This window comes from Microbacterium schleiferi (genome assembly GCF_015565955.1).
GTDB classification, from domain to species: Bacteria; Actinomycetota; Actinomycetes; order Actinomycetales; family Microbacteriaceae; genus Microbacterium; species Microbacterium schleiferi_A.
In genome coordinates this window covers 2,005,210-2,028,259 of the sequence record NZ_CP064760.1, presented here as the reverse complement: position 1 = coordinate 2,028,259, position 23,050 = coordinate 2,005,210, and the positions used below count along the sequence as shown (strand labels likewise).

Annotated in this window: 17 protein-coding genes and 5 pseudogenes; 18 read left to right on the top strand and 4 right to left on the bottom strand. The window is 67.7% G+C overall.

Going from position 1 to position 23,050, the window contains the following annotated elements; genetic code table 11:
- Positions 1–12 precede the first annotated feature (12 nt).
- The gene (locus IT882_RS09755) at positions 13–798 is read right to left on the bottom strand and encodes an IclR family transcriptional regulator (protein ID WP_195691712.1); all 786 of its coding nucleotides are present in this window, start codon (positions 796–798) and stop codon (positions 13–15) included.
- Between the two features lie 139 nt (positions 799–937).
- On the opposite strand from IT882_RS09755, the pseudogene IT882_RS09750 reads away from it, so the two are divergent.
- From IT882_RS09750 to IT882_RS09740, 3 genes and pseudogenes are all read left to right on the top strand, one after another.
- Positions 938–1,719 (top strand): annotated as a pseudogene (locus tag IT882_RS09750) (CoA transferase subunit A).
- A gap of 1 nt (position 1,720) precedes the next feature.
- A complete protein-coding gene (locus IT882_RS09745; RefSeq protein ID WP_195691711.1) occupies positions 1,721–2,374 on the top strand; it encodes a CoA transferase subunit B in 654 nt (217 codons plus the stop codon).
- Positions 2,371–3,554 (top strand): annotated as a pseudogene (locus IT882_RS09740) (acetyl-CoA C-acetyltransferase). The gene IT882_RS09745 and the pseudogene IT882_RS09740 overlap by 4 nt, the downstream one beginning before the upstream one ends.
- A 68-nt stretch (positions 3,555–3,622) precedes the next feature.
- Here the strand turns inward: IT882_RS09740 and IT882_RS09735 are convergent.
- Complete coding sequence (locus IT882_RS09735; protein WP_195691710.1) at positions 3,623–3,850, bottom strand: hypothetical protein; 228 nt, start codon at positions 3,848–3,850, stop codon at positions 3,623–3,625.
- Positions 3,851–3,954: 104 nt separating this feature from the next.
- Here IT882_RS09735 and IT882_RS09730 point away from each other — a divergent pair, with 104 nt between their 5' ends.
- The 9 genes and pseudogenes from IT882_RS09730 (at position 3,955) to serA (ending at position 14,170) form a co-directional block, all read left to right on the top strand.
- Positions 3,955–5,349, top strand: coding sequence for an alpha,alpha-trehalose-phosphate synthase (UDP-forming) (locus tag IT882_RS09730; RefSeq protein ID WP_195691709.1), 1,395 nt, complete (start codon positions 3,955–3,957; stop codon positions 5,347–5,349).
- A 32-nt stretch (positions 5,350–5,381) separates the two neighbouring features.
- On the top strand, positions 5,382–6,197 hold the full coding sequence (otsB, locus tag IT882_RS09725) for a trehalose-phosphatase (protein ID WP_195691708.1): 816 nt from the start codon (positions 5,382–5,384) through the stop codon (positions 6,195–6,197).
- A gap of 9 nt (positions 6,198–6,206) precedes the next feature.
- Positions 6,207–7,912, top strand: a pseudogene (gene ilvD, locus IT882_RS09720) (dihydroxy-acid dehydratase).
- Positions 7,913–7,957: 45 nt separating this feature from the next.
- Positions 7,958–9,759: pseudogene (locus IT882_RS09715) on the top strand (acetolactate synthase large subunit).
- Between the two features lie 3 nt (positions 9,760–9,762).
- Entirely contained in the window at positions 9,763–10,272 is a 510-nt protein-coding gene (ilvN, locus tag IT882_RS09710; protein WP_195691707.1) for an acetolactate synthase small subunit, read from the top strand.
- 87 nt (positions 10,273–10,359) lie between these two features.
- Positions 10,360–11,385 (top strand): ketol-acid reductoisomerase, encoded by a 1,026-nt coding sequence (gene ilvC, locus IT882_RS09705; RefSeq protein WP_195691706.1) that lies wholly within the window; start codon positions 10,360–10,362, stop codon positions 11,383–11,385.
- A 232-nt stretch (positions 11,386–11,617) separates the two neighbouring features.
- On the top strand, positions 11,618–12,031 hold the full coding sequence (locus tag IT882_RS09700) for a DNA polymerase III subunit gamma/tau (RefSeq protein WP_229382042.1): 414 nt from the start codon (positions 11,618–11,620) through the stop codon (positions 12,029–12,031).
- On the top strand, positions 12,028–12,411 hold the full coding sequence (locus IT882_RS09695) for a bacitracin resistance protein (RefSeq protein ID WP_229382041.1): 384 nt from the start codon (positions 12,028–12,030) through the stop codon (positions 12,409–12,411). The genes IT882_RS09700 and IT882_RS09695 overlap by 4 nt, the downstream gene beginning before the upstream one ends.
- 154 nt (positions 12,412–12,565) lie before the next feature.
- Positions 12,566–14,170 carry a phosphoglycerate dehydrogenase gene (serA, locus tag IT882_RS09690; RefSeq protein ID WP_195691705.1) on the top strand — a complete coding sequence of 535 codons (1,605 nt, stop codon included), beginning with the start codon at positions 12,566–12,568 and terminating at the stop codon, positions 14,168–14,170.
- A gap of 4 nt (positions 14,171–14,174) precedes the next feature.
- Here serA and IT882_RS09685 read toward each other — a convergent pair whose 3' ends face one another.
- Positions 14,175–14,729, bottom strand: a complete 555-nt coding sequence (locus tag IT882_RS09685) for a TetR/AcrR family transcriptional regulator (protein WP_195691704.1) — start codon at positions 14,727–14,729, stop codon at positions 14,175–14,177.
- A gap of 78 nt (positions 14,730–14,807) precedes the next feature.
- Between IT882_RS09685 and IT882_RS09680 the strand changes: the two genes are divergently transcribed.
- The 5 genes from IT882_RS09680 (at position 14,808) to IT882_RS09660 (ending at position 20,830) form a co-directional block, all read left to right on the top strand.
- Positions 14,808–16,418, top strand: a complete 1,611-nt coding sequence (locus IT882_RS09680; RefSeq protein WP_195691703.1) for an MFS transporter — start codon at positions 14,808–14,810, stop codon at positions 16,416–16,418.
- On the top strand, positions 16,381–17,433 hold the full coding sequence (locus IT882_RS09675; protein WP_195691702.1) for a 3-isopropylmalate dehydrogenase: 1,053 nt from the start codon (positions 16,381–16,383) through the stop codon (positions 17,431–17,433). Before IT882_RS09680 ends, IT882_RS09675 begins: the two co-directional genes overlap by 38 nt.
- Positions 17,434–17,505: 72 nt before the next feature.
- Complete coding sequence (locus tag IT882_RS09670; protein WP_195691701.1) at positions 17,506–18,612, top strand: branched-chain amino acid aminotransferase; 1,107 nt, start codon at positions 17,506–17,508, stop codon at positions 18,610–18,612.
- 116 nt (positions 18,613–18,728) lie between these two features.
- Complete coding sequence (locus IT882_RS09665; protein WP_195691700.1) at positions 18,729–19,508, top strand: fumarylacetoacetate hydrolase family protein; 780 nt, start codon at positions 18,729–18,731, stop codon at positions 19,506–19,508.
- Positions 19,505–20,830: an MFS transporter gene (locus IT882_RS09660; RefSeq protein ID WP_229382040.1), complete on the top strand. Its 1,326-nt coding sequence runs from the start codon at positions 19,505–19,507 to the stop codon at positions 20,828–20,830. The genes IT882_RS09665 and IT882_RS09660 overlap by 4 nt, the downstream gene beginning before the upstream one ends.
- Here the strand turns inward: IT882_RS09660 and IT882_RS09655 are convergent.
- Positions 20,827–21,924, bottom strand: coding sequence for an aminotransferase class V-fold PLP-dependent enzyme (locus IT882_RS09655; RefSeq protein WP_195691699.1), 1,098 nt, complete (start codon positions 21,922–21,924; stop codon positions 20,827–20,829). The genes IT882_RS09660 and IT882_RS09655 overlap by 4 nt on opposite strands.
- 81 nt (positions 21,925–22,005) lie before the next feature.
- Here IT882_RS09655 and IT882_RS09650 point away from each other — a divergent pair.
- Positions 22,006–23,000, top strand: a pseudogene (locus IT882_RS09650) (LysR family transcriptional regulator).
- Positions 23,001–23,050: the final 50 nt, after the last annotated feature.

Sequence of the window (23,050 nt, the reverse complement as noted above, 5' to 3'; positions counted from 1 at the left end):
GCCCGGCTCGGCTCAGCCGCGGGCTGCAGAGACGCGGGTCGTGAGCTGGTGCGCGTGGGCGAGCAGGATGCGTCCGAGTTCGGGGAGCCGGTCGGGGCCGAACCGGAACTCGACTCCCGTGAGGCTCAGGGCCCACTGCGGATGACCTTCGCGCGTGAACACTGCCGCCCCGACCCCGAAGCTGCCCTCCACGATCAGCCCGGGGTTGACCGCGTATCCACGCTCGTGGGTTTCGCGGAGGCGCCCGCGAAGGCGTCCGGGAGCGTGGGCGGTGCCCCACCGCTCGGGTAGTTCGGGATGCCGTTCGAAGTAGGCGTCCACATCGTGGTCTGGGAGGAAGGAGAGAATCGCGAGTCCTGCCGAGGCCACACCCAGGGGAAATCGCACGCCCTCCGACAGGACGAAGGAACGGATGGGGAAGCTTCCCTCTTCGCGCAGCAGGCACACCGTCTCGTCGCCGCGTCGCACCGACAGGAAGGCGCTCTCCTCTGTCCGCACCGCGAGGGAGCGCACGATGTCGCGGGCAAGACTCGTGATGTCATAGCGCGACGCCGCGGCTGCCCCCATGAGATAGAGCTCGGGACCAGGCATCCACGTGCCTCGGGCTTCGTCCTGGTCAACGAGGCCCTCGTGGCGGAGGGCCGTCAGGAGTCGATGCGTGGTGGGGCGGGTGAGCTCGGAGCGGCGAGCCAGCTCCGAAACGGTCAGGCCGGTGGCGCCGCCGGCAGACACGAGGCGCAGCAGCGATGCCGCGCGGGCGATGGCCTGCGCTCCGGGCACCGATCGAGCACTGTCCATGATGTGGACGCTAGTCGGGATCCTGTCCACATCGCAAGCGGATGCTGGAGTCACCCCGTGTGCCGCAGCGACGATGAGAGTGCGCTCGCGCCCCGATGCGCGGCGCGAGAGAGAACCGGCAGACCAAAGGAGCTCATCCGTGATCGACAAGACGTGGGAGTCGCCGGCGGCGGCCGTGGCCGACATCCCGGAGAGTGCGACCCTCGCCGTCGGCGGCTTCGGCCTCTCGGGCAATCCGATGGCGCTGATCGAAGCGCTCCACGCCCGCGGCGTCGGTGATCTGTCGATCGTGTCCAACAACTGCGGGGTGGATGACTGGGGCCTGGGTATCCTGCTCGCCGACAAGCGCATCCGCAAGATGACCTCGTCGTACGTGGGGGAGAACAAGGAGTTCGAGCGCCAGTTCCTCTCGGGCGAGCTCGAGCTCGAGCTGACGCCGCAGGGGACCCTCGCCGAGAAGCTCCGCGCCGGCGGCGCCGGGATCGCGGCTTTCTACACCCAGACCGGCGTCGGAACGCAGGTCGCCGAGGGCGGCCTGCCCGCCGGTACGACGGCGCGGGCGGCGTCGCGGTCGCCTCTCCGGTCAAGGACGTTCGGACATTCGAGGTGTCGGGGCGAGCGCGTGAGTACGTGCTCGAGGAAGCGATCGTGACCGACTATGCGCTCGTCCACGCGCTGCGGGGAGACCGCCACGGCAACCTGGTCTTCAACAAGGCTGCCCGCAACTTCAACCCCCTCGCGGCGATGGCGGGGCGCATCTGCATCGTGCAGGTGGAGGAGCTCGTGGAACCCGGCGAGATCGATCCGGACGCCGTTCACCTGCCGGGCGTCTACGTCCACCGCATCGTCGAGGTCGGTCCCGACATCGAAAAGCGCATCGAGCGTCGCACCGTCTCGGTGACCACCCCGGAAGGAGCCTGAGATGGCACTCACCCGCAACGAGATGGCTGCCCGCGCCGCCCAGGAACTCTCCGACGGCGCCTACGTCAACCTCGGCATCGGACTGCCGACCCTCGTGCCCAACTACGTTCCCGACGGCGTGACGGTCGTGCTGCAGTCTGAGAACGGCATCCTCGGCGTCGGTCCGTATCCGTTGGAGGCGGATGTCGATCCCGACCTCATCAACGCCGGGAAGGAGACCGTGACGACGCTGCCTGGCGCTGCCTTCTTCGACTCCGCGACGAGCTTCGGGATGATCCGGGGCGGCAAGATCGACGCGGCGATCCTCGGTGCCATGCAGGTATCGGCGTCCGGTGACCTCGCCAACTGGATGATCCCCGGAAAGATGGTCAAGGGACCCGGGGGAGCGATGGATCTCGTGCACGGTGCGGCGAAGGTGATCGTGCTCATGGAGCACGTCGCCAAGGACGGCACCCCGAAGATCGTCACCGAATGCTCGCTGCCCCTGACCGGTAGAGGCGTCGTCGACCGCATCATCACCGACCTCGCGGTCCTCGATGTGACCCCCGAGGGCCTTGTTCTGGTGGAGCTTGCGCCGGGAGTCAGCGTCGAGGATGTCGCCGCGGCGACCGAGCCCGAGATCACCGTTTCGAGCGACCTTAAGGTGGAGGCATGAACCACGAGGATGTCGTCATCGTCGGTGCCGCGCGCACCCCGCAGGGCCGCCTGAAGGGCCAGCTGTCGTCGCTGCCTTCCACGGCGCTTGGCAGCGCCGCAATCCGCGGCGCGCTCGAGAAGGCGGGAATCGAACCCGAGGCCGTCGACGCGGTTCTGGTAGGACAGGTCCTCCCCGCGGGCGCGGGACAGAACCCCGCACGACAGGCTGCGATCGGGGCCGGCATCGGCTGGGATGTCCACGCATCCTCGATCAACAAGGTCTGCCTCTCGGGCCTGACAGCTGTCATCGATGCCGTCCGCATGGTGCGCCTCGGCGACGCGCGGGTCGTCGTGGCGGCAGGCATGGAGTCGATGTCGCAGGCACCGCATCTCCTCATGGGCTCTCGCGAGGGTTGGTCGTACGGATCGATCGAAGTCCTCGACCACATGGCCCACGACGGGCTCACCGACGCGTTCGACCGGGAGAGCATGGGCGGGTCGACCGAGCGGCACAACGCCCGCTACGCGGTCACCCGCGAGGATCAGGATGCCGTGGCCGCCCGCTCCCACCAGCGCGCCGCGGCCGCGTGGGAGGCCGACGTCTTCGCCGACGAGATCGTTCCGGTGGAGATTCCGCAGCGCAAGGGCGACCCGAAGCTGGTCACCCGCGACGAAGGCATCCGTCCCGAGACGACCGTGGACACGCTCGCGGCGCTTCGCCCGGCTTTCTCGAAAGAGGGCACGATCACGGCGGGCAACTCGTCCCAGATCTCCGACGGCGCCTCAGCGGTGATCGTCACGAGCCGGTCGCACGCCGACGAGAACGGCTGGCCGGTGCTCGCCGTGATCGGATCGGCGGGGCAGGTCGCAGGCCCCGACAACACGCTGCACGCCCAGCCGGCCCGCGCCATTGCCGCGGCGTGCGCGCGGGAGGGGATTGCTCCTTCAGATCTCGATTTCGTTGAGATCAATGAGGCCTTCGGCGCGGTTGTCGCCCGGTCCCAGGCAGAGCTCGGGCTCTCGGACGAGGTCGTCAACATTCACGGGGCGGCATTGCGATCGGGCATCCGATCGGTGCCTCGGGCAACCGGCTCGTCGTGCACACGGTGTATGAACTGCTCCACCGGGGCGGCGGTACGGCAGCTGTCGCGCTGTGTGGCGGCGGCGGTCAGGGCGACGCGCTCATCCTCAAGCGCTGAGCACGCTCGGGGAGTGCTCGGGTGAGCGGATGTCGTTCGCGCAGCATCCTCTCAGCTGGTGACGCTGCCTAGTCTTCGAGTCGCCGCGCCGCGGGGGAGTCCGCCGGAACGGGCTTGCCCTGATCGATGCGCCGCATGTCGATGATCGCGCCGACCGCGAGAGCGACGGTGATGCCCCAGTTGATCCAGGCCAGCGCGGTGCGCCACGTGAAGGTGTCCTCCCGGAGCGCGCGCAGGAGCGAGAAGCCGGAGATGACTGCTCCGATGATGCCGGTGCCGAAGAGGTACTTGCCCATGCGGTCCACGCTACACATCCGACCGTCTCTGTCCACCCCGACAGCCCGCCGCGCGGAGCGACTAACCTGGAGGGGCCCGCGTCCGCCATCGTGAAGGAGCTCGCGTGTCGCAAGCTGATTTCGTCGTCGTTGCCAATCGCCTCCCTGTGGACCGAGACGACGACGGAGGATGGCGGCGCTCTCCCGGAGGGCTCGTGACCGCGCTCGAGCCGGTCATGCGCAAGACCGAAGGAGCCTGGGTGGGATGGCCGGGCAAGCCCGGGCTCGAGCTGGAACCGTTCGACTTCGAGGGAACGCATCTGGTTCCCGTGGTCCTCAGCGCCGATGAGGTGCAGAACTACTACGAGGGCTTCTCCAACGATACGATCTGGCCGCTCTATCACGATGTGATCGCAGCCCCGCGCTACCGGCGCGTCTGGTGGGATGCGTATGTCGACGTCAATCGACGATTCGCCGAAGCATCCGCTGCAGCGGCAGCCGAGGGTGCGACGGTCTGGGTGCAGGACTACCAGCTGCAGCTCGTTCCGGCGCTGCTGCGCAAGCTCCGGCCCGACCTCACGATCGGCTACTTCCACCACATCCCGTTCCCGGCATACGGCCTGTTCTCGCAGCTGCCGTGGCGCCGCCAGGTGCTCGAGGGTCTCATGGGCGCCGACGTCGTCGGCTTCCAGCGGGTCGCGGATGCCGGCAACTTCGCTCGCGCGGTGCGACGGCTTTTCCACTACACGACGAAGGCTTCGGGCATCAGCGTTCCGCTCGAGGACGGCGGGAACCGCAACGTTCTGGCCAAGGCGTTCCCGATCTCGATCGACACCGAGTCGTACATCGAGATGGCGCAGCGACCCGAGATCCAGGCGCGCGCCAAGGAGATCCGTGAGGGTCTCGGCAACCCCAAGGCCGTCTTGCTGGGTGTGGACCGCCTCGACTACACGAAGGGCATCCGCCACCGCCTGAAGGCTTTCGGTGAGCTCCTCGAAGACGGGCAGCTCACCGTCGAGGACGCAACGCTCGTGCAGGTCGCCAGCCCCAGCCGCGAGCGCGTGGAGGCCTACATCCAGCTGCGCGACGAGATCGAACTGACCGTGGGCCGGATCAACGGCGACTTCGACACGATGGACCACACCGCCATCCGCTACCTGCACCAGGCGTTCCCCCGCGAAGAGATGGTTGCGCTGTATCTTGCCGCTGACGTCATGCTCGTCACGGCGCTGCGCGATGGCATGAACCTCGTCGCCAAGGAATATGTCGCCAGCCGCATCGACAACCGCGGCGTACTGCTGCTGAGCGAATTCGCCGGCGCGGCCGATGAGCTGGGCTCCGCGATCCGGATCAACCCCCACGACATCGGCGGCATGAAGGACGCGATCATGCGTGCCACCGAGATGCCCGGGAGCGAGCAGGGTCGGCGGATGCGGGCCCTGCGCCGTCGGGTTCTCGATCACGACGTGACCGACTGGTCCCGCTCCTTCCTTGACGCCCTCGCTGCCGCGAAGCGCTGATCCCTGTCCACCCGACGACGAAAGCACCGGAGATGACACCTCCCGACGCCCCTCACGTTTCTGCTGTCCCCGACGAGGTGCGCGACGCGCTGGCCTCCGTTGCCGGCGTCCCCACCCTGTTGGTTGCGCTCGACTTCGACGGCACACTCTCGCCGCACGTCGTTGACCCGATGTCGGCGAGGATGCTGCCCGCAGCCCGCGACGCCGTGCACGCCCTGGCGGCCTTGCCGCAGACGGTCGTCGCTCTCGTGTCGGGCCGCAGCCTCGTCGACCTGCGGATCATCGCCGAGCACACCGACGACTCACCGATCACGCTTGCTGCCTCGCACGGCGCCGAGTACTGGTTCCCGGGTGAGGGGGCGGTCGAGCCGGCCGAGGACGATTCCGAACGCGGGCTGCGCGACCTCCTGCGTGCGCGCGCAGAGGAGATCGCCGCCGACTACGAGGGCGTGTGGATCGAGCCGAAGACCTTCGGCTTCGGCGTGCACACGCGCAACGCCACCGACGAGGCGGGAGATGCCGCATCCGCCGCCGTCGACGAGATGGTCGGTGACCTGGCGCCCGACTGGCGCCGCCGGACCGGCAAGAAGATCGTCGAGTACGCCTTCCGCCACGAGGGCAAAGACAGTGCGATTGCCGCGCTGCGCGAGCGGTTCGCCGCTGACGCGGTGCTGTTCGCGGGCGATGACACCACCGACGAGGATGCGCTGCGGAGCCTGCAGTCGCAGGACCTCGGCATCCACGTCGGAGATGGTGAGACGGCGGCGCGCGTGAGCGTCGCGAACATCCCCGCGATGGCCGCGGCCTTGGCCGACCTGGCGCAGCAGCGGCGCGACGCGCAGGAATAGACTGCGAACATGGCCCCGCACGACAGCACCATTGACATCAAACCTCGGAGCCGGGTCGTCACCGACGGCATCGAAGCCACCACCTCCCGCGGAATGCTCCGCGCGGTCGGGATGGGTGACGAGGACTGGGACAAGCCCCAGATCGGCATCGCCTCGAGCTGGAACGAGATCACCCCCTGCAACCTGAGCCTGGACCGCCTCGCTCAGGGCGCGAAGGAGGGTGTGCACTCCGGTGGCGGCTACCCGCTCCAGTTCGGCACGATCTCCGTCTCCGACGGCATCTCGATGGGACACGAGGGATGCACTTCTCCCTCGTCTCCCGCGAAGTCATCGCTGACTCCGTCGAGACCGTCGTCATGGCCGAGCGCCTCGACGGCACCGTGCTCCTCGCTGGATGCGACAAGTCGATCCCCGGGATGCTGATGGCCAGCGCCCGCCTCGACCTGTCGAGCGTCTTCCTCTACGCCGGGTCGATCGCCCCGGGCTGGGTCAAGCTCTCGGACGGCACCGAGAAGGACATCACGATCATCGACTCCTTCGAGGGCGTCGGGGCGTGTCTCTCGGGCCGGATGAGCGAAGCCGACCTCAAGCGCATCGAGTGCGCCTTCGCCCCCGGCGAGGGTGCCTGCGGCGGCATGTACACCGCCAACACAATGGCCTCGGTCGCCGAAGCGCTCGGCCTGAGCCTTCCCGGCTCCGCCGCTCCGCCCTCGGCCGACCGTCGCCGCGACGCGTTCGCCCACCGCTCGGGCGAGGCTGTCGTGAACCTCCTGAAGCTCGGCATCACGACCCGCGACATCCTCACCAAGGAAGCGTTCGAGAACGCGATCGCTCTCGCGATGGCACTCGGCGGTTCGACGAACGTCGTGCTGCACCTTCTGGCGATCGCCCGGGAAGCGGATGTCGAGCTCAGCCTCCACGACTTCAACCGCATCGGCGACAAGGTTCCCCACGTCGCTGACATGAAGCCGTTCGGCCAGTTCGTCATGAACGACGTCGACCGCCACGGCGGTATCCCGGTTGTCATGAAGGCGATGCTCGATGAGGGCCTCCTGCACGGCGACGCGCTCACGGTCACGGGTAAGACCCTCGCCGAGAACCTCGCCGACCTGAACCCTGACCCGGTCGATGGCACCGTCATCCACGGGTTCGACAACCCCATCCACGAGACCGGCGGCATCACGATCCTGCACGGATCGATGGCGCCCGAGGGTGCCGTCGTCAAGTCTGCGGGCTTCGACAGCGATGTCTTCGAGGGCCCCGCCCGGGTGTTCGAGCGCGAGCGTGCCGCGATGGACGCCCTGGAGGCCGGCGAGGTCTCGGCCGGCGATGTCGTCATCATCCGCTACGAGGGCCCCAAGGGCGGACCCGGAATGCGCGAAATGCTCGCGATCACCGCCGCCATCAAGGGCGCTGGGCTCGGAAAAGATGTACTACTCTTGACAGACGGCAGATTCTCGGGCGGCACAACCGGCCTGTGCATCGGCCACATAGCACCCGAAGCGGTGGACGCAGGTCCGATCGCCTTCGTGCGCGATGGTGATCTGATACGGGTCGATATCGCGGCTCGCTCTCTCGACCTACTCGTCGACGAAGCCGAGCTGAGTTCCCGCCGCCAGGGCTGGGAACCGCTTCCTCCGCGCTATACCCGTGGCGTTCTCGCCAAGTACACGCGACTCGTGCGTTCGGCATCCGAAGGCGCGACGACGAACTAGGCGTTCCTCTCTCGCAACTCTCGATCTCATCGCAAGGAATCCATCATGTCTTCCGACATCGCCACGGCCGTGCCCCGGCCGCCCGCTCGCAGCGCTTCGGCGCCTGTGATGACGGGAGCCGAGGCGGTCGTCCGTTCGCTCGACCTGCTGGGCGTGACCGACGTGTTCGGTCTGCCCGGCGGCGCGATCATGCCCGTCTACGACCCGCTCATGGACGATGACGCGGTTCGTCACATCCTCGTCCGGCACGAGCAGGGTGCCGGCCACGCAGCCGAGGGGTATGCGGCAGCATCCGGCAAGGTCGGCGTCGCCATTGCGACCTCGGGCCCCGGGGCAACGAACCTGGTGACCGCGATCGCGGATGCCTACATGGACTCCGTGCCGCTGCTGTGCATCACCGGCCAGGTCTTCTCGAGCCTCATGGGAACCGACGCGTTCCAGGAGGCCGACATCGTGGGCATCACGATGCCGATCACGAAGCACTCCTTCCTGGTGAAGCGCGCCGAAGACATCCCCGGTGCGATCGCCGCCGCCTACGAGATCGCCTCGACGGGCCGCCCGGGTCCGGTGCTGGTGGACATCACCAAGGACGCGCAGCAGGCCGAGGCGCCCTTCGTCTGGCCGCCGCAGATCGACCTACCGGGGTACCGGCCCGTCACCAAGGCTCACGGCAAGCAGATTCAGGCAGCCGCGCAGTTGATTGCCGCGGCTGAGAAGCCGGTTCTCTATGTCGGCGGGGGATCATCCGTGCTCGGGCATCCGAGCAGCTCCTCGCGCTGGCCGAAGCGACGGGCGCACCCGTGGTCACCACGCTCATGGCGCGGGGCGCGTTCCCCGACTCACACGAGCAGAACCTCGGCATGCCCGGCATGCACGGGACGGTACCCGCCGTGCTCGCGCTGCAGGAGTCCGACCTCATCGTCGCGCTCGGCGCCCGATTCGATGACCGGGTCACCGGCAAGGCATCGCATTTCGCGCCGAACGCGAAGGTCATCCACGTCGACATCGACCCCGCCGAGATCTCGAAGATCCGCGCGGCCGATGTGCCGATCGTGGGGGATCTGCGCGAGGTTCTCGTCGACCTGGATGCTGCTTTCCGCGCGAATGCTGACGCGGGCCGCGCCGACACCACGCAGTGGTGGGCGTACCTCAAGGGTCTTCGCAGCGAGTTCCCGCTCGGCTTCGCGCCCACCAGCGACGGTCTTCTGGCCCCGCAGCACGTGATCCAGCGGATCGGTGAGCTCACCGGGCCCGAGGCCGTGTACGCGGCGGGCGTGGGACAGCACCAGATGTGGTCGGCGCAGTTCATCAAGTACGAGCGCCCGAACGCCTGGCTGAACTCCGGCGGCGCCGGCACGATGGGCTACGCGGTTCCCGCGGCGATGGGCGCGAAGGTTGCTCAGCCCGATCGGGTCGTCTGGGCGATCGACGGCGACGGATGCTTCCAGATGACCAATCAAGAGCTGGCCACCTGCGTCCTGAACAACATCCCGATCAAGGTCGCGATCATCAACAATTCGTCGCTCGGGATGGTGCGGCAGTGGCAGACCCTGTTCTTCAACGGGCGTCACTCGCACACCGACCTGAACACCGGTCACGGCACGGCGCGCGTCCCCGACTTCGTGAAGCTGGCGGAGGCGTACGGATGCCTCGCGATCCGTGTCGAGAAGGAAGAAGAGATCGACGACGCGATCCGCCTCGCCCTCGAGACGAATGATCGCCCCGTCGTCATCGACTTCGTCGTCTCGGCTGACGCCATGGTGTGGCCGATGGTGCCGCAGGGCGTCGGCAACAGCGAGATCCAGTACGCGCGTGAGCACGCGCCGGCATTCGACGAGGAGGACTGAGCCATGACAAGCCACGTGCTGAGCCTTCTCGTTGAAGACAAGCCCGGTCTGCTGACTCGTGTTGCGGGTCTGTTCGCCCGTCGCGGCTTCAACATCGAATCCCTCGCGGTGGGTGTCACCGAGGTGCCGGGGCTGTCCCGCATCACGGTGGTCGTCGACGTCGAGGGCCTCCCGCTCGAGCAGGTGACCAAGCAGCTGAACAAGCTCGTGAACGTCATCAAGATCGTCGAGCTCGACTCGGCGGCATCCGTGCAGCGCGAGCACATGCTCGTGAAGGTGCGCGCCGACAACGCGAGTCGTTCGAGCGTGCTCGAAGTCATCAACCTCTTCCGCGCCTCCGTCGTGGACTACGCTCCCGACGCGATGGTGATCGAGATCACCGGCGACAAGGGCAAGGTTGAGGCGTTCCTGCGTGCCATCGAGCCGTTCGGCATCAAGGAGCTTGCTCAATCCGGCATGCTCGCGATCGGCCGCGGCGGCAAGAGCATCACCGAGCGCGTCCTGCGGGGCTGACACAACCGCGCCGATCCGCTCCCGGTCGTTGAACGGGCTCGGCGAGAGAAAACGACCACAATCGCACAGTCAAGGAGAGACACCCCCATGGCCGAAATGATCTACGACCAGGATGCTGACCTCGCCCTCATCCAGGGCAAGAAGGTAGCCATCGTCGGCTACGGCTCGCAGGGCCACGCCCACGCACAGAACCTGCGTGACTCGGGCGTCGAGGTCGTCATCGCGCTCAAGGACGGCTCGAAGTCCGCGCCGAAGGCTCAGGAAGACGGCTTCGAGGTCAAGTCGGTCGCCGACGCGACAGCGTGGGCCGACGTCATCATGATCCTCGCGCCCGACCAGCACCAGCGCGGCATCTACAACAACGAGATCAAGCCGAACCTCACTCCGGGCAAGACCCTCGCATTCGCGCACGGCTTCAACATCCGCTTCGGTTACATCGAGGCTCCCGAGGGCGTGGACGTCATCCTCGTCGCCCCGAAGGCTCCGGGTCACACCGTCCGCCGCGAGTACGTCGCCGGTCGCGGCATCCCCGACATCATCGCCGTCGAGAAGGATGCCTCGGGCAGCGCCTGGGAACTCGCGAAGTCGTACGCGAAGGCGATCGGCGGCACCCGCGCCGGCGTCATCAAGACGACCTTCACCGAAGAGACCGAAACCGACCTCTTCGGTGAGCAGGCTGTGCTGTGCGGCGGCGTGTCCCAGCTGATCCAGTACGGTTTCGAGACCCTGACCGAGGCCGGCTACCAGCCCGAGATCGCCTACTTCGAGGTGCTGCACGAGCTCAAGCTCATCGTCGACCTCATGTGGGAGGGCGGCATCGCCAAGCAGCGCTGGAGCGTCTCCGACACCGCCGAGTACGGCGACTATGTCTCCGGCCCGCGCGTGATCGACCCGCACGTCAAGGAGAACATGGCGGCAGTCCTCGCCGACATCCGCTCGGGTGCGTTCGCCGAGCGCTTCATCACCGACCAGGACAACGGTGCCGTCGAGTTCCTCGAGCTGCGCGAGAAGGCCGCGAAGCACCCGATCGAGGCCGTCGGCAAGGACCTGCGTTCGCTCTTCTCGTGGAAGCAGCAGGACTCGGACTACGTCGAGGGCTCGGCAGCGCGCTGATCCTCGCACCCTGCTTCGAGCGAACCCACACCTCCAGCCCCGAACCCACCCGTTCCGCACCCGCGGACGTGGGGGTTCGCGCCGGGGCGTGTGGGTTCGGTCGTGAGTAGGCTGAACTCGTGAGCACCGACCGCGACGACGACGCCCTCTCGTGGGGTGATGACGACCCCACGCTCGACACGGGACGAACCCTGCCCCCGGCTACGTTGCGGTCGGCAAGGGGAGCGAGGCAGTGTCTTCCGCTCCCGCGCCGCAGTCGGATGCCGAGTCAGGTGCCACCACGCCCGACGGTGATGCTCCCACGGCGGGGGATGACAGCCCCGAGGGCGAATCGGATGCGGCGCCCGCCACCGCCAGCAACGCTGCTCTCATCATCCTCGGTGTCTTCGGTGGCGTGTACGCCCTGGAGAGCATCGGGTGGATCATTGGCGGACTGCGACTGCAGCAGTACGCCGAGTTCCTTGTCGCGCCGCTGGCCTATCAGGTGAGCCTGTGGCTGGCTGTTCTCACGCCTCTCATCTGGTTTGTGACCGTGCTGCTGCTTACCCGCGGCGGAAGGTCCTGGGTGCGGATTGTGCTGCTTGCCGCGGGGGCTGTGCTCGTGCTGCCGTGGCCGTTCATCATGGTGGGGGCGATCGGACAGTGACCGAGGACACGAACGGCGCCGCCGAGGCCCAGGCGACAGCATCCGTCACCGAGCGCCGGAGCGCACTCCCGGTGTGGCTCATCGCCACGATCGCGGGGTTCTTCGGCCTGTTCTACGCGTACGCCGTCTGGAACGCCGTCGCATTTCTGATCTCGCAGGCCACGGGGCCTCTCGGACTAAACGGCGGCGGCTGGGCGCTGCTGCTGACGGCGATCGCCTTCCCGATCGTCGTGTTCGCTCTCGCGTTCGCGATCGGCTGGAAGCGTCGCGCCGGTGCTTTCGCGCTCATCATGCTCGCGGGCCTGGGCATCGTGGCGGTGTTCTGGATGAACGTCATCGCCTACGCCGCCGTCTACGGCGCATCACTGCTGGGCAGCTGAGCCGGCGGGACCAACGGCTCGTCATCTGGTCGGGGCGTCGGCTGCGCCCGCGATAGGCTGGCGAAGGCCCGCCGTCATGGCGCGCGGCGCGGCGTCCCCGTCATCCTGCGTGTGCGGCTTGTTCGCGTACGCATCTGCTCCGAAGGATCCACCCGTGTCCAAACCGGTCGTCCTGATCGCCGAACAACTGTCCCCTGCCACGATCGAGGCGCTCGGCCCCGACTTCGACGTCCGGAACGTCGATGGCACCGATCGGCCCGCGCTGCTGGCGGCTCTCGCCGACGCCGACGCGGTCCTCATCCGTTCGGCGACGAAGATGGATGCCGAAGCCATCGCGTCGTCACAGAAGCTGCGCGTGATCGCCCGGGCGGGCGTCGGTCTCGACAACGTCGACATCAAGGCGGCGACCGCTGCCGGTGTGATGGTCGTCAATGCGCCGACCTCCAACGTCATCTCTGCGGCCGAGCTCACTGTCGGACACATCCTCAGCCTTGCCCGCCACATCCCAGCCGCGCACGCGTCGCTTGCGCAGGGGCAGTGGAAGCGCAGCTCGTTCACGGGTGCTGAGCTGTTCGAGAAGACGGTCGGCATCCTGGGGCTCGGTCGTATCGGTGCGCTGGTGGCCGAACGGATGCGGGCCTTCGGCGTGCGTCTCGTTGGCTACGACCCGTACGTCACGCCGGCTCGCGCTCAGCAGTTGGGTGTCGAGCTGCTGAGCTTCGACGACGTCGTGCGCGAGAGCGACTTCCTCACGGTGCACATGCCGAAGACTCCCGAGACCACCGGAATGATCAGCACCGAGCAGCTTGCGGCGATGAAGCCCACGGCGTACGTCATCAACGTCGCCCGCGGCGGCCTCTTCGATGAGGAGGCTCTGCTGGAGGCGCTCACCACCGGCCAGATTGCCGGGGCCGGCCTCGACGTCTTCACCGCCGAGCCGCCGAAGCCCGACTCGGCTGCGGCCAAGCTCGTCGCCCTGCCGAACGTCGTCGGCACGCCTCACCTGGGTGCCTCCACCGACGAGGCGCAGGAGAAGGCCGGCGTCTCGGTCGCGAAGTCGGTCAAGCTCGCGCTCGAGGGGGACCTCGTCCCCGACGCCGTCAACGTCGCCGGTGGCGTCATCGATCCGTTTGTGCGACCCGGCATCGGACTGGTCGAAATGCTCGGCCAGTACTTCACGGGCTTGACCCACAGCGCGCTGACCTCGCTGGATATCGAGGTTCGTGGCGAACTCGCCGCCTACGACGTCAGCGTCTACCGGCTTGCGGCGCTCAAGGGCATCTTCACGAATATCGTCAGCGAGAACGTCTCGTACGTCAACGCGCCGCTGTTCGCCGACCAGCGCGGCATTGAGACCCGCATGATCGTGGAAGCCGACAGCCCCCAGTACCGCAACCTCACGGTGCTGCGCGGCACGATGTCGGATGGCACGACGCTCAGCGTCGCCGGAACCCTCGCTGGAACCCGCATGGTCCCGAAGATCGTCGCGATCAACGGGTACGACATCGAGGTGCCGATCGCCGGTCACCACGTCGTCATGCGCTATCAGGACCGCCCGGGAATCGTCGCGATCTACGCCAGGAAGCTCGGCGACGCGGGAATCAACATCGAAGGGCTGCAGGTTGCGCATCCGGATGCCTCCGGCCACGCGCTCTCGGTGCTGACGGTGGACGCGGCAGTCCCGGATGAGCTGCTCGACCAGATGCGCCAGGCAGTCGGGGCCGACCTGTTCTGCCAGATCGAGATCGTCGAGCCCTAGACCCTCAGCGGCGCGGCGCGGTCGCGCGGCCGATGAGATCGACCAACGCATCCATCTCCCGCCCGTGGGGGACGGGGGTTGCCAGGTGGTCATCGTGCTGGAGCGCGTTGTTGTAGTAGACGCCATCGCCGATCAGCATGACGAGATCGAGCGCCGCCTTGTCGGTCACGTGCGGGCGAAGTGTCTCGGCCCAGCGCTCGCGGAGGGCTCGCAGGGCGTCACTGGCCGCGCCGCGGCCTGCCTGAGCAAGCCGTGAGACCGCGCGGATGACGCGGTCCAGAGCCGTGCCATCCATCGCCGAGGTGCGCACGTAGTAGGCGACCGGACCTTCCGCTGAGGAGGTCATGCGGGCGAGATCTTCGTCAACGCGCTCTCCCAGGCGCGCCAGCAGGGCGTTCTCGAGCGCCTCCTTCGACGCGAAGTGGTACAGCAACCCACCCTTGGAGACCCCGGCATCCCGGGCGATCGCGTCCATCGTGGCACCGCGCTCACCCTCGGCGATGAGGAGGGCCTCGAACGCGTCGAGGACCTTCTCGCGGGCATGCGGGGGACGACTCATGCGCTCGATGCTAGCCAGGCGGACGTCATGACTGTTACTATACCAGCCAGACGGTATAGAAATTCTGACGGTGACACCATGACAACCCTGACTGAGGACATTCGCATCGCCGAGGCCGATGGTCGGCCGGTGACGTGGCGCGGCTGGGCCGCCCTCGTCGTGCTGATGCTGCCCGTGCTGTTGGTGTCGGTTGACAACACGGTGCTGAGCTTCGCCCTGCCCGAGATCGCCCTCGCCCTCGAGCCGACGGCGGCGCAGCAACTGTGGATCATCGACGCCTACCCGCTCGTGCTGGCCGGGCTGCTCGTCACGATGGGAACCCTCGGCGACCGCTTCGGGCGGCGGCGGTTGCTGCTGATCGGCGCGATCGGATTCGCCGCGGTGTCGGCCCTGTCGGCGTTCGCCCCCTCTGCCGAGTGGCTCATCGCGGGACGCGCCGCGATGGGCGTGTTCGGGGCCATGCTCATGCCGGCGACTCTCGCGCTTCTGCGCAGCATCTTCACCCTCCGCAGTCAGCGACGCTTCGCGATCGCGATCTGGGCCTCGATGTTCTCGGCGGGAGCCGCACTCGGCCCGATCGTCGGGGGAGTGCTGCTCGAACACTTCTCGTGGGGATCCGTGTTCCTCATGGCGGTGCCGGTCCTGGTGCCGCTGCTGGTGCTCGCGCCACTGCTCGTCCCCGAGAGCCGCAATCCCGACCCCGGTCGCATCGATGCCCTGAGCATCCTGCTGTCTATGGCGATGATGGTGCCGATCGTGTGGGCGATCAAGGAGTTCGCCGTACACGGATTCTCAGGCGTCGTCGTCGGCGCGGTCGCTGCCGGCGCGATCTTCGGTGTGCTGTTCGTGCGACGACAGCTGCGCGCCCGTGCACCGATGCTGGATATGCGCCTGTTCGCCCGCGGCACCTTCAGCGGGGCGCTGCTCGTGAACCTTCTGAGCGTCATCTCGCTCGTGGGCTTCATGTTCTTCATCGCCCAGCACTTGCAGCTCATCGCGGGTCTCTCCCCGGTGCAGGCAGGCTTTGCCCTGGTGCCCTCGCTCGCGTCGATCATCCTGTCGGGACTTCTCGTCGTGCCCATCGCGTCGCGGATTCCGCCGCGCATCGTCGTGCCGACGGCGCTCATGTTCTCGATGAGCGGCTACCTCCTCGTCGCGGCGACGGCGGGTCACGGAGACCTCGGCTGGTTGCTCCTGGCCAGCGTTCTGCTCGGCATCGGAATCGGTTCCGCCGAGACCGTCTCGAACGAGCTCGTTCTGGCGAGCGCACCGCCGAGCAAAGCGGGTGCTGCCAGCGCGGTGTCGGAGACGGCTTACGAACTGGGAGCTGTTCTCGGCACTGCCGTGCTCGGCAGCATCCTCACAGCCTCGTATCGTTCGGGGCTCGCGATGCCTGCGGGTGTTCCTCCCGAGCTTGCAACCCAGGCGCGGGAAACACTGGCTGGCGCATATGTCGTCGCGGGTGAGCTGACGGGCACCATCGGGGATGCCCTGCGTGACGCTGCCGCGACCGCGTTCGATTCCGGCGTCGCGGTCACCGCCGCTGTCGGGGCCGGTCTCATGGTCCTGGCTGCCGTGATCGCGGCCACTACGCTGGGATCGGTGCCGTCATCGGGGAGTCCGACGGCACGATCCGAGAACAAGGAGAGCAATGTCGCGCGAGGTGAAACTAGCCGTCATCCCGGGTGATGGCATCGGTGTCGAGGTGGTCGCTGAGGCCATGAAGGTTCTCGATGCGGCGACGGCAGACAGCGACGTCCGCTTCGAGAAGACCCCGTTCTCGCTGGGCGCGGCCCGCTACCTCGAGACCGGTGACACGCTCACGGATGCCGACCTCGACGCCATCAAGGCGCACGACGCTATCGTCCTCGGTGCTGTCGGCGGCGTTCCCGGCGACCCGCGTCTGAAGGACGCGAACATCGAGCGCGGACTGCTGCTGAAACTCCGGTTCGAACTGGACCACTACGTGAACCTGCGCCCGTCGAAGCTGTACGCCGGCGCGCCCGGTCCGCTCGCGAACCCCGGCGAGGTCGACTTCGTCGTCGTGCGCGAGGGCACCGAGGGACCGTACGTCGGCAACGGCGGGGCCATCCGGAAGGGAACGCCGCACGAGGTCGCGAACGAGACATCGGTCAACACCGCGTTCGGTGTCGAACGGGTCGTGCGCTACGCCTTCGCGCTCGCAGAGCGACGCCGCAAGAAGCTCACCCTCGTCCACAAGACCAACGTGCTCGTCCACGCCGGCGGAATCTGGCAGAGAATCGTGCGCGAGGTGGCAGAGGAGCACCCCGAGGTCGCCGTAGACTATCTGCACGTTGATGCGGCCACCATCTTCCTGGTCACAAACCCCGACCGCTTCGACGTGATCGTCACCGACAACCTTTTCGGCGACATCCTCACCGACTTGGCCGGCGCCGTCACCGGAGGCATCGGCCTCGCCGCTTCGGGGAACATCAACCCCGACGGCGCGTTCCCGTCGATGTTCGAGCCCGTCCACGGATCGGCGCCCGACATCGCGGGTCAGCAGAAGGCCGACCCCACTGCTGCGATCCTCTCCATCGCGATGCTGCTCGATCACCTCGGGCTGCACACCGAGTCCACTCGCGTCACCCGCGCCGTGGAAGACGACATTGCTGACCGTGGCGAGGCGGCCCGCACCACAGCGCAGGTCGGTGACGCGATCGTCACCCGCCTACAGGCGTAGCCTGGAGCCACTCGGCTCCCCGCTGGCCCTGGGGACTCCGACACCGCCGCGCTCGAACGACTGGATTTCGACATGACACTTCTTGACACCGACCCCGACGCCGGCCTTGCACCCCTGCAGTTCCAGGTCATGCGCAACCTGCAGGCCAAGTCGGCTGCTGAGCGCGATGCGATTCTCGCGAACCCCGGCTTCGGCACCCACTTCACCGACCACATGGTCGACGTCTGCTGGTCGGTTGGCGGCGGCTGGCACCGACCGCAGGTGAAGCCCTACGGTCCGCTCTCGCTCGACCCGGCCGCTGCGGTGCTGCACTATGCGCAAGAGGTGTTCGAGGGCATCAAAGCCTACCGTCACGCCGACGGATCGATCCACACGTTCCGTCCCGACCAGAACGGTCGCAGGCTGCAGCGTTCGGCGCGGCGTCTGGCGCTTCCTGAGTTGCCCGTGTCGTACTTCATCCAGTCGCTCGAGGAGCTCATCGCGGTCGACGGCGCGTGGGTGCCGTCAGGCGAGAACCAGAGCCTGTACCTGCGTCCGTTCATGTTCGCCAAGGAAGCATTCCTGGGTGTGCGTCCGGCCAACAAGGTCGGCTACTACGTCATCGCGAGCCCCGCGGGTGCCTATTTCAAGGGCGGCGTGACCCCTGTGTCGATCTGGCTGAGCGAGGACTACTCGCGTGCGGGCAAGGGAGGCACGGGCGCCGCGAAGACCGGCGGCAACTATGCGTCGAGTCTGCTGCCGCAGTCGGAGGCCTACGAGAACGAGTGCGACCAGGTGGTCTTCCTCGATCCGGATGGCAACGTCGAAGAGCTCGGCGGCATGAACATCGTGTTCGTCTTCAAGGACGGCACCGTGGTCACCCCGCAGTCGGACTCGATCCTCGAGGGCGTCACCCGCGACTCGATCCTGCAGCTCGCCATGGATCGCGGACACCGCGTGGAGGGCCGCAACATCTCGCTGCGCGAGTGGCGCGAGGGGGTGGCATCCGGTGACATCGTCGAGGTCTTCGCTTGCGGCACCGCCGCCGTCGTGACTCCTATCGGGGTGCTGAAGGGGCGTGACTTCGTCGACCAGCAGCCCGTGGGCTCGCTCGCACTCGAGCTGCGACAGGAACTCACCGACATCCAGTACGGCCACGCCGAGGATCGTCACGGCTGGATGCACCGCCTCGACGCCTGACCCGCGCCGACCCCCCACCCCGACCTGACTGGCGTTCCGCTGTCACAGACGCACGTTTGACACGGCGTATCGGTGACGTTTGTGACAGCGGAACAGGATGACGCAGAGGAGAAGACATGAGGATCGCGCGATTCCGTCACGAGGATGCGATTGCCTACGGCATCCTCGACGAAGGTGAGCTCATCGTGCTCGCCGGCGACCCCATGTTCGCCGGGTACGACACGACGGGGGAGCGGGTTCCCGTCGGCGAGGTGACGTTGCTCGCGCCGGTCATTCCGCGGTCGAAGGTCGTGTGCGTCGGCAAGAACTACCTCGATCACGCCGCCGAGATGGGCAGTGAGGCGCCGGGTGAGCCGTTGCTGTTCCTGAAGCCGAACACCGCCGTCATCGGTCCCGATGAACCGATCGTGCGGCCGTGGCAGTCCGAGCGCACCGACTACGAGGGTGAGCTCGCTGTCGTCATGGGGCGGATCGCGAAGAACGTGACGGCGCATGCTGCGCTGGACTACGTGTTCGGGTACACGATCGGCAACGACGTCACGGCCCGCGACCTGCAGCGTTCGGACGGCCAGTGGGCTCGCGCGAAGGGATTCGACACGTTCTGCCCGCTCGGACCGGTCATCGAGACGGAGTTCGATCTGGCAGGAGGGGCGACGCTCACGAGCCGGGTCAACGGCGAGGTCCGTCAGCGCGGCGCGATCAGCGACATGATCCACTCCGTCCCCGCGATCATCGAGTACGTGTCGGCGGCGTTCACGCTGCTGCCGGGCGATGTCATCCTCACCGGGACCCCCGCCGGTGTCGGGCCGTTCGTCGCGGGAGACGTCGTGGAAATCGAGATCGACGGCCTCGGCATCCTGCGCAACACGGCGCGGGATGCGGAGTCGCCTCGGTGAGCCTGTCCGCCGAGTGGGTTGACGACAGCCAGGAGGCTCGCGAGCTCGCCGGCATCCAGCGGCGCACCGTCTGGGTGCTCTCGGTCGGTCAGGTGTTGGGTGGACTCGGCTTCGGTGCAACCGTCTCCCTCGGCGCGGTCCTAGCCGCAGACATTGCCGGTGACGAGTCGCTGTCGGGGTTGGCCGCAGCGGGCGTGACCCTCGGTACGGCAGCGCTGGCCGTGCCGTTGGCGGCCCTCGCGCGGCGGCGCGGACGACGCATCTCGCTGGCCTCGGGCATGGCAATCGCGCTCGTGGGTGTCTCGCTGGTCGTCGTGGCAGCGGCGCTCCGGTCGTTCCCGCTGCTTCTGCTGGCTTTCGGTCTGGTCGGGGCCGGCCAGACCGCGAACCTGCAGTCGCGGTTTGCCGCGGCGGACCTCGCGACGGATGCCACCCGTGGCCGTGACCTCTCGATCGTGGTCTGGGCGACGACGATCGGTGCCGTCCTGGGCCCGAATCTCGTGCAGCCGGGGCAGGCGATCGGTGACGCGCTGGGGATGCCGCCCCTGACGGGACCGTACGTCTTCACGATCGTTGCGCAGGCGCTGAGCATCGTCGTCTACCTGGGTGCGCTTCGGCCCGACCCGCTCCTGGTGGCCCAGACGGTTGCGCAGCGCCGCCGCGACAGGGTCGTGGCGCAGATCGTCAAGCCCGACCGCCCGACCTCAGCCCGGTACGCGATTTTCGCGAACGCCGCCGCGCACGGGGTCATGGTGTCGATCATGGCGATGACGCCCGTGCACATGCTCCACCACGGGGCGAGTCTCACGATCATCGGTCTGACGATCAGTCTGCACATCGCCGGGATGTACGCCCTCTCGCCGGTGTTCGGCATCCTGGCCGACCGCGTGGGACGCATCCCCACGATCATGGTCGGTCAGGCGCTGCTCGCGGCGTCGCTTGTGACCGTCTTCTTCGGCGCCGAGTCGAACACGGCAGTGACTGTCGCGCTGATTCTGCTCGGTCTCGGATGGAGCGCCGCGACCGTGGCAGGCTCAGCACTGTTGACCGAATCGTCATCGGAGGCTCGTCGCACGACCCGTCAGGGGCGCAATGACCTCTCGATGAGCCTTGTCGGTGCGATCGGAGCGATCACGTCGGGGATCGTCCTCGGGTGGATCGGGTTCACGGGGCTGGCGCTCGTCGTCGGCGTCGCGGTGATCGCGACCGTGCTTCTCGCGCCGTATGGTCGCATCCGTCCGGTTGAACCGGATGCGCAGGCCCCGGATGCTCAGCCCTCGGATGCGCCGGGCGCGACGGTCGACGAGGACGGCGGACGCTAGCGGCCGAGCGCGCGGGCCGCCCCGTCGACGTCTTCTGCCGTCGTATAGAAGTGGAAGGCGGCACGGGCACGCCCCGAACGTCCGGAGGCGGAAATCCCCGCATCCTTGAGTCGCGCGAGGTCATCGCCCGTCGGGTCATCCCAGCTGACGATTGCACTCGGAATGGCGGGCTGGGGGAGCCCGAGGCGCTCACGGAAGTGGGCTGCAAGTCCCGTCGTGTGAGCGTGGACGGCGTCAGCATCCAGGCGCGTGACCAGCTGGAGGGCGGCTTCGGCGCCGACGAAGGCCTGCCAGGCCGGGGAGACGTCGAAGCGACGGGCGGTCTCGGCGAGCGGGTGATCGTGCCCGTACAGCGAGGTCCACGGGTCGGCAGCCGAATACCACCCCGCGAACAGCGCGGGAACGTGCGGCGTGTACTCCTCGGAGACGGTCATGAACGCGACGCCGCGCGGAGCACCGAGCCACTTGTAGCCGTGACAGATCGTCGCGTCGCACACTGACGCGTCGACCGGCAGCCACCCCACGGCCTGGGTGGTGTCGCACAGCGTGCGTGCGCCATGGGCCTTCGCGGCCGCGGTGATCTCCGGGAGGTCAGCGACGTCACCGGTGCAGGACTGTGCGAGTGCGAACGCGACGAGATCGACGTCGTCGTCGATGTGGGCTGCGAGCTCGGCAAGGGGAGCGGTGCGCACGTGAAGTCCCTGGGGAGCCTGGGCGAAGGGAGCGACGAGGGAAGCGAACTCGCAATCCGGGATGAGGACCGTGGCACCCGCGGGCAGGCTTGCCGCGATGAGAGCGACGAACGCGGATGTCTGCGAGCCGATCGCCACGCGATCTGCCGTGACGCCGACCAGACCCGCGTAGAGGTCCCGGGCGTTCTCGACGATCGCCGTATAGCGCGAGATGTCCGGGTGCGAGAGGCATCCGCGGTCGAGATCGTCGATCATCGCGGCACGGGTCGAGTGAGCCATGAGCCCCACTGTCGAGGCGTTGAGATATCCACGCGCAGCGGGAAACTCCTGCGCGATGAGCTCGTGCGGCAGCGCGGCGGGCGCGGCGGCTCGCGTGTCGGCTCGCGTGTCAGTGGCGATCATGAGTCCAGAGTCCTCCAGGCCGAAAGATTCGTCTACGTCAGGGTTTCAATCGAAAACATGCCTATTAGTTATGCTTTGCTCATGGTGGAGCGCAGCGATATCGATCCCGACCTTTTCGCGGGCGAACTGGATGTGCAGTCCCTGCGGGTCATCCGTGCGATTGCGGATGAAGGGTCGATCACGGGAGCAGCCGCCGCGCTCGGCTATAGCCAGCCCGCGATCAGCCAGCAGGTCAAACGCATGGAGCAGCGGCTGGGCATGCCCCTGGTCGAACGCGTCGGGCGACGGCTGCGGCTGACCGAAGCGGGGCGCGTGTTGGCACGGCATGCGCCGGCTGTGACTATGGCGTTGGATGCTGCGGCCGGCGAACTGGCCGAGCTGCGGGGGCTGCGTCGTGCCCGAGTGCGTTTGGTCGGCTTTCCCTCCGCCTCGCCGACAATCGTGCCCCGGCTATTGCGAGAACTGTCGGCATCCGCTCCCGGCCTCACGGTGACGTACGTCGAGGCCGAGCCGCCCGAGGCCGTGGAGGCGGTGCGTGAGGACCGCGCCGACATCGCGGTGACTTTCAGCTATCCCGGTGATCGGGATGACCCGCATGGCGAGAGTGCGCGCGGGCTCGCGGTGCGTCCGATCGGTACCGACGAACTCATGCTGGTGCTCCCCGAGGGGCACGAGGCGGCGCGTGCCGAGCGGGTCGATGTCGCGGCGCTGTCGGAAGAGAACTGGATTGCCGGATGCCCACGCTGTCGCGGACACCTGCTCGAGATGTGTGGGCGGGCAGGATTCGCGCCCCACATCACCTTCGAGACCGACAACGTGGCCGCCGTCGAAGGCCTCGTCGCGCAGGGGATGGGAGTGGCGACGCTGCCACGGCTGGCTGTTGCGTCGTTCCCCCGGTGGCCGGCATCCTGACGCGCCCACTGCCCGAGGGGGAGAGGCGAAGTCTGCACGTCATCACGGCTCACGGAGCAGACCGCGTGCCCGCTGTACGCGCCACGATCGATGCCCTCGATCGGGTCTGCCGTGGTCTCGGGAGCAATACCGCCGGTCTCGGCGACGTGTGTGCCGCGGGCTGAGGCATTGCCCGCCCAAGTTGGTCGCCCCGGGGGAGGAACGGGACGAGGAC

Bases quoted from the DNA above. Each gene is read 5' to 3' on its own strand.
- IT882_RS09755 (WP_195691712.1), bottom strand. From the start codon at position 798: ATGGACAGTGCTCGATCGGTGCCCGGAGCGCAGGCCATCGCCCGCGCG.
- IT882_RS09745 (WP_195691711.1), top strand. From the start codon at position 1,721: ATGGCACTCACCCGCAACGAGATGGCTGCCCGCGCCGCCCAGGAACTC.
- IT882_RS09735 (WP_195691710.1), bottom strand. From the start codon at position 3,850: ATGGGCAAGTACCTCTTCGGCACCGGCATCATCGGAGCAGTCATCTCC.
- otsB (WP_195691708.1), top strand. From the start codon at position 5,382: ATGACACCTCCCGACGCCCCTCACGTTTCTGCTGTCCCCGACGAGGTG.
- ilvN (WP_195691707.1), top strand. From the start codon at position 9,763: ATGACAAGCCACGTGCTGAGCCTTCTCGTTGAAGACAAGCCCGGTCTG.
- ilvC (WP_195691706.1), top strand. From the start codon at position 10,360: ATGGCCGAAATGATCTACGACCAGGATGCTGACCTCGCCCTCATCCAG.
- IT882_RS09685 (WP_195691704.1), bottom strand. From the start codon at position 14,729: ATGAGTCGTCCCCCGCATGCCCGCGAGAAGGTCCTCGACGCGTTCGAG.
- IT882_RS09680 (WP_195691703.1), top strand. From the start codon at position 14,808: ATGACAACCCTGACTGAGGACATTCGCATCGCCGAGGCCGATGGTCGG.
- IT882_RS09675 (WP_195691702.1), top strand. From the start codon at position 16,381: ATGTCGCGCGAGGTGAAACTAGCCGTCATCCCGGGTGATGGCATCGGT.
- IT882_RS09670 (WP_195691701.1), top strand. From the start codon at position 17,506: ATGACACTTCTTGACACCGACCCCGACGCCGGCCTTGCACCCCTGCAG.
- IT882_RS09665 (WP_195691700.1), top strand. From the start codon at position 18,729: ATGAGGATCGCGCGATTCCGTCACGAGGATGCGATTGCCTACGGCATC.
- IT882_RS09655 (WP_195691699.1), bottom strand. From the start codon at position 21,924: ATGATCGCCACTGACACGCGAGCCGACACGCGAGCCGCCGCGCCCGCC.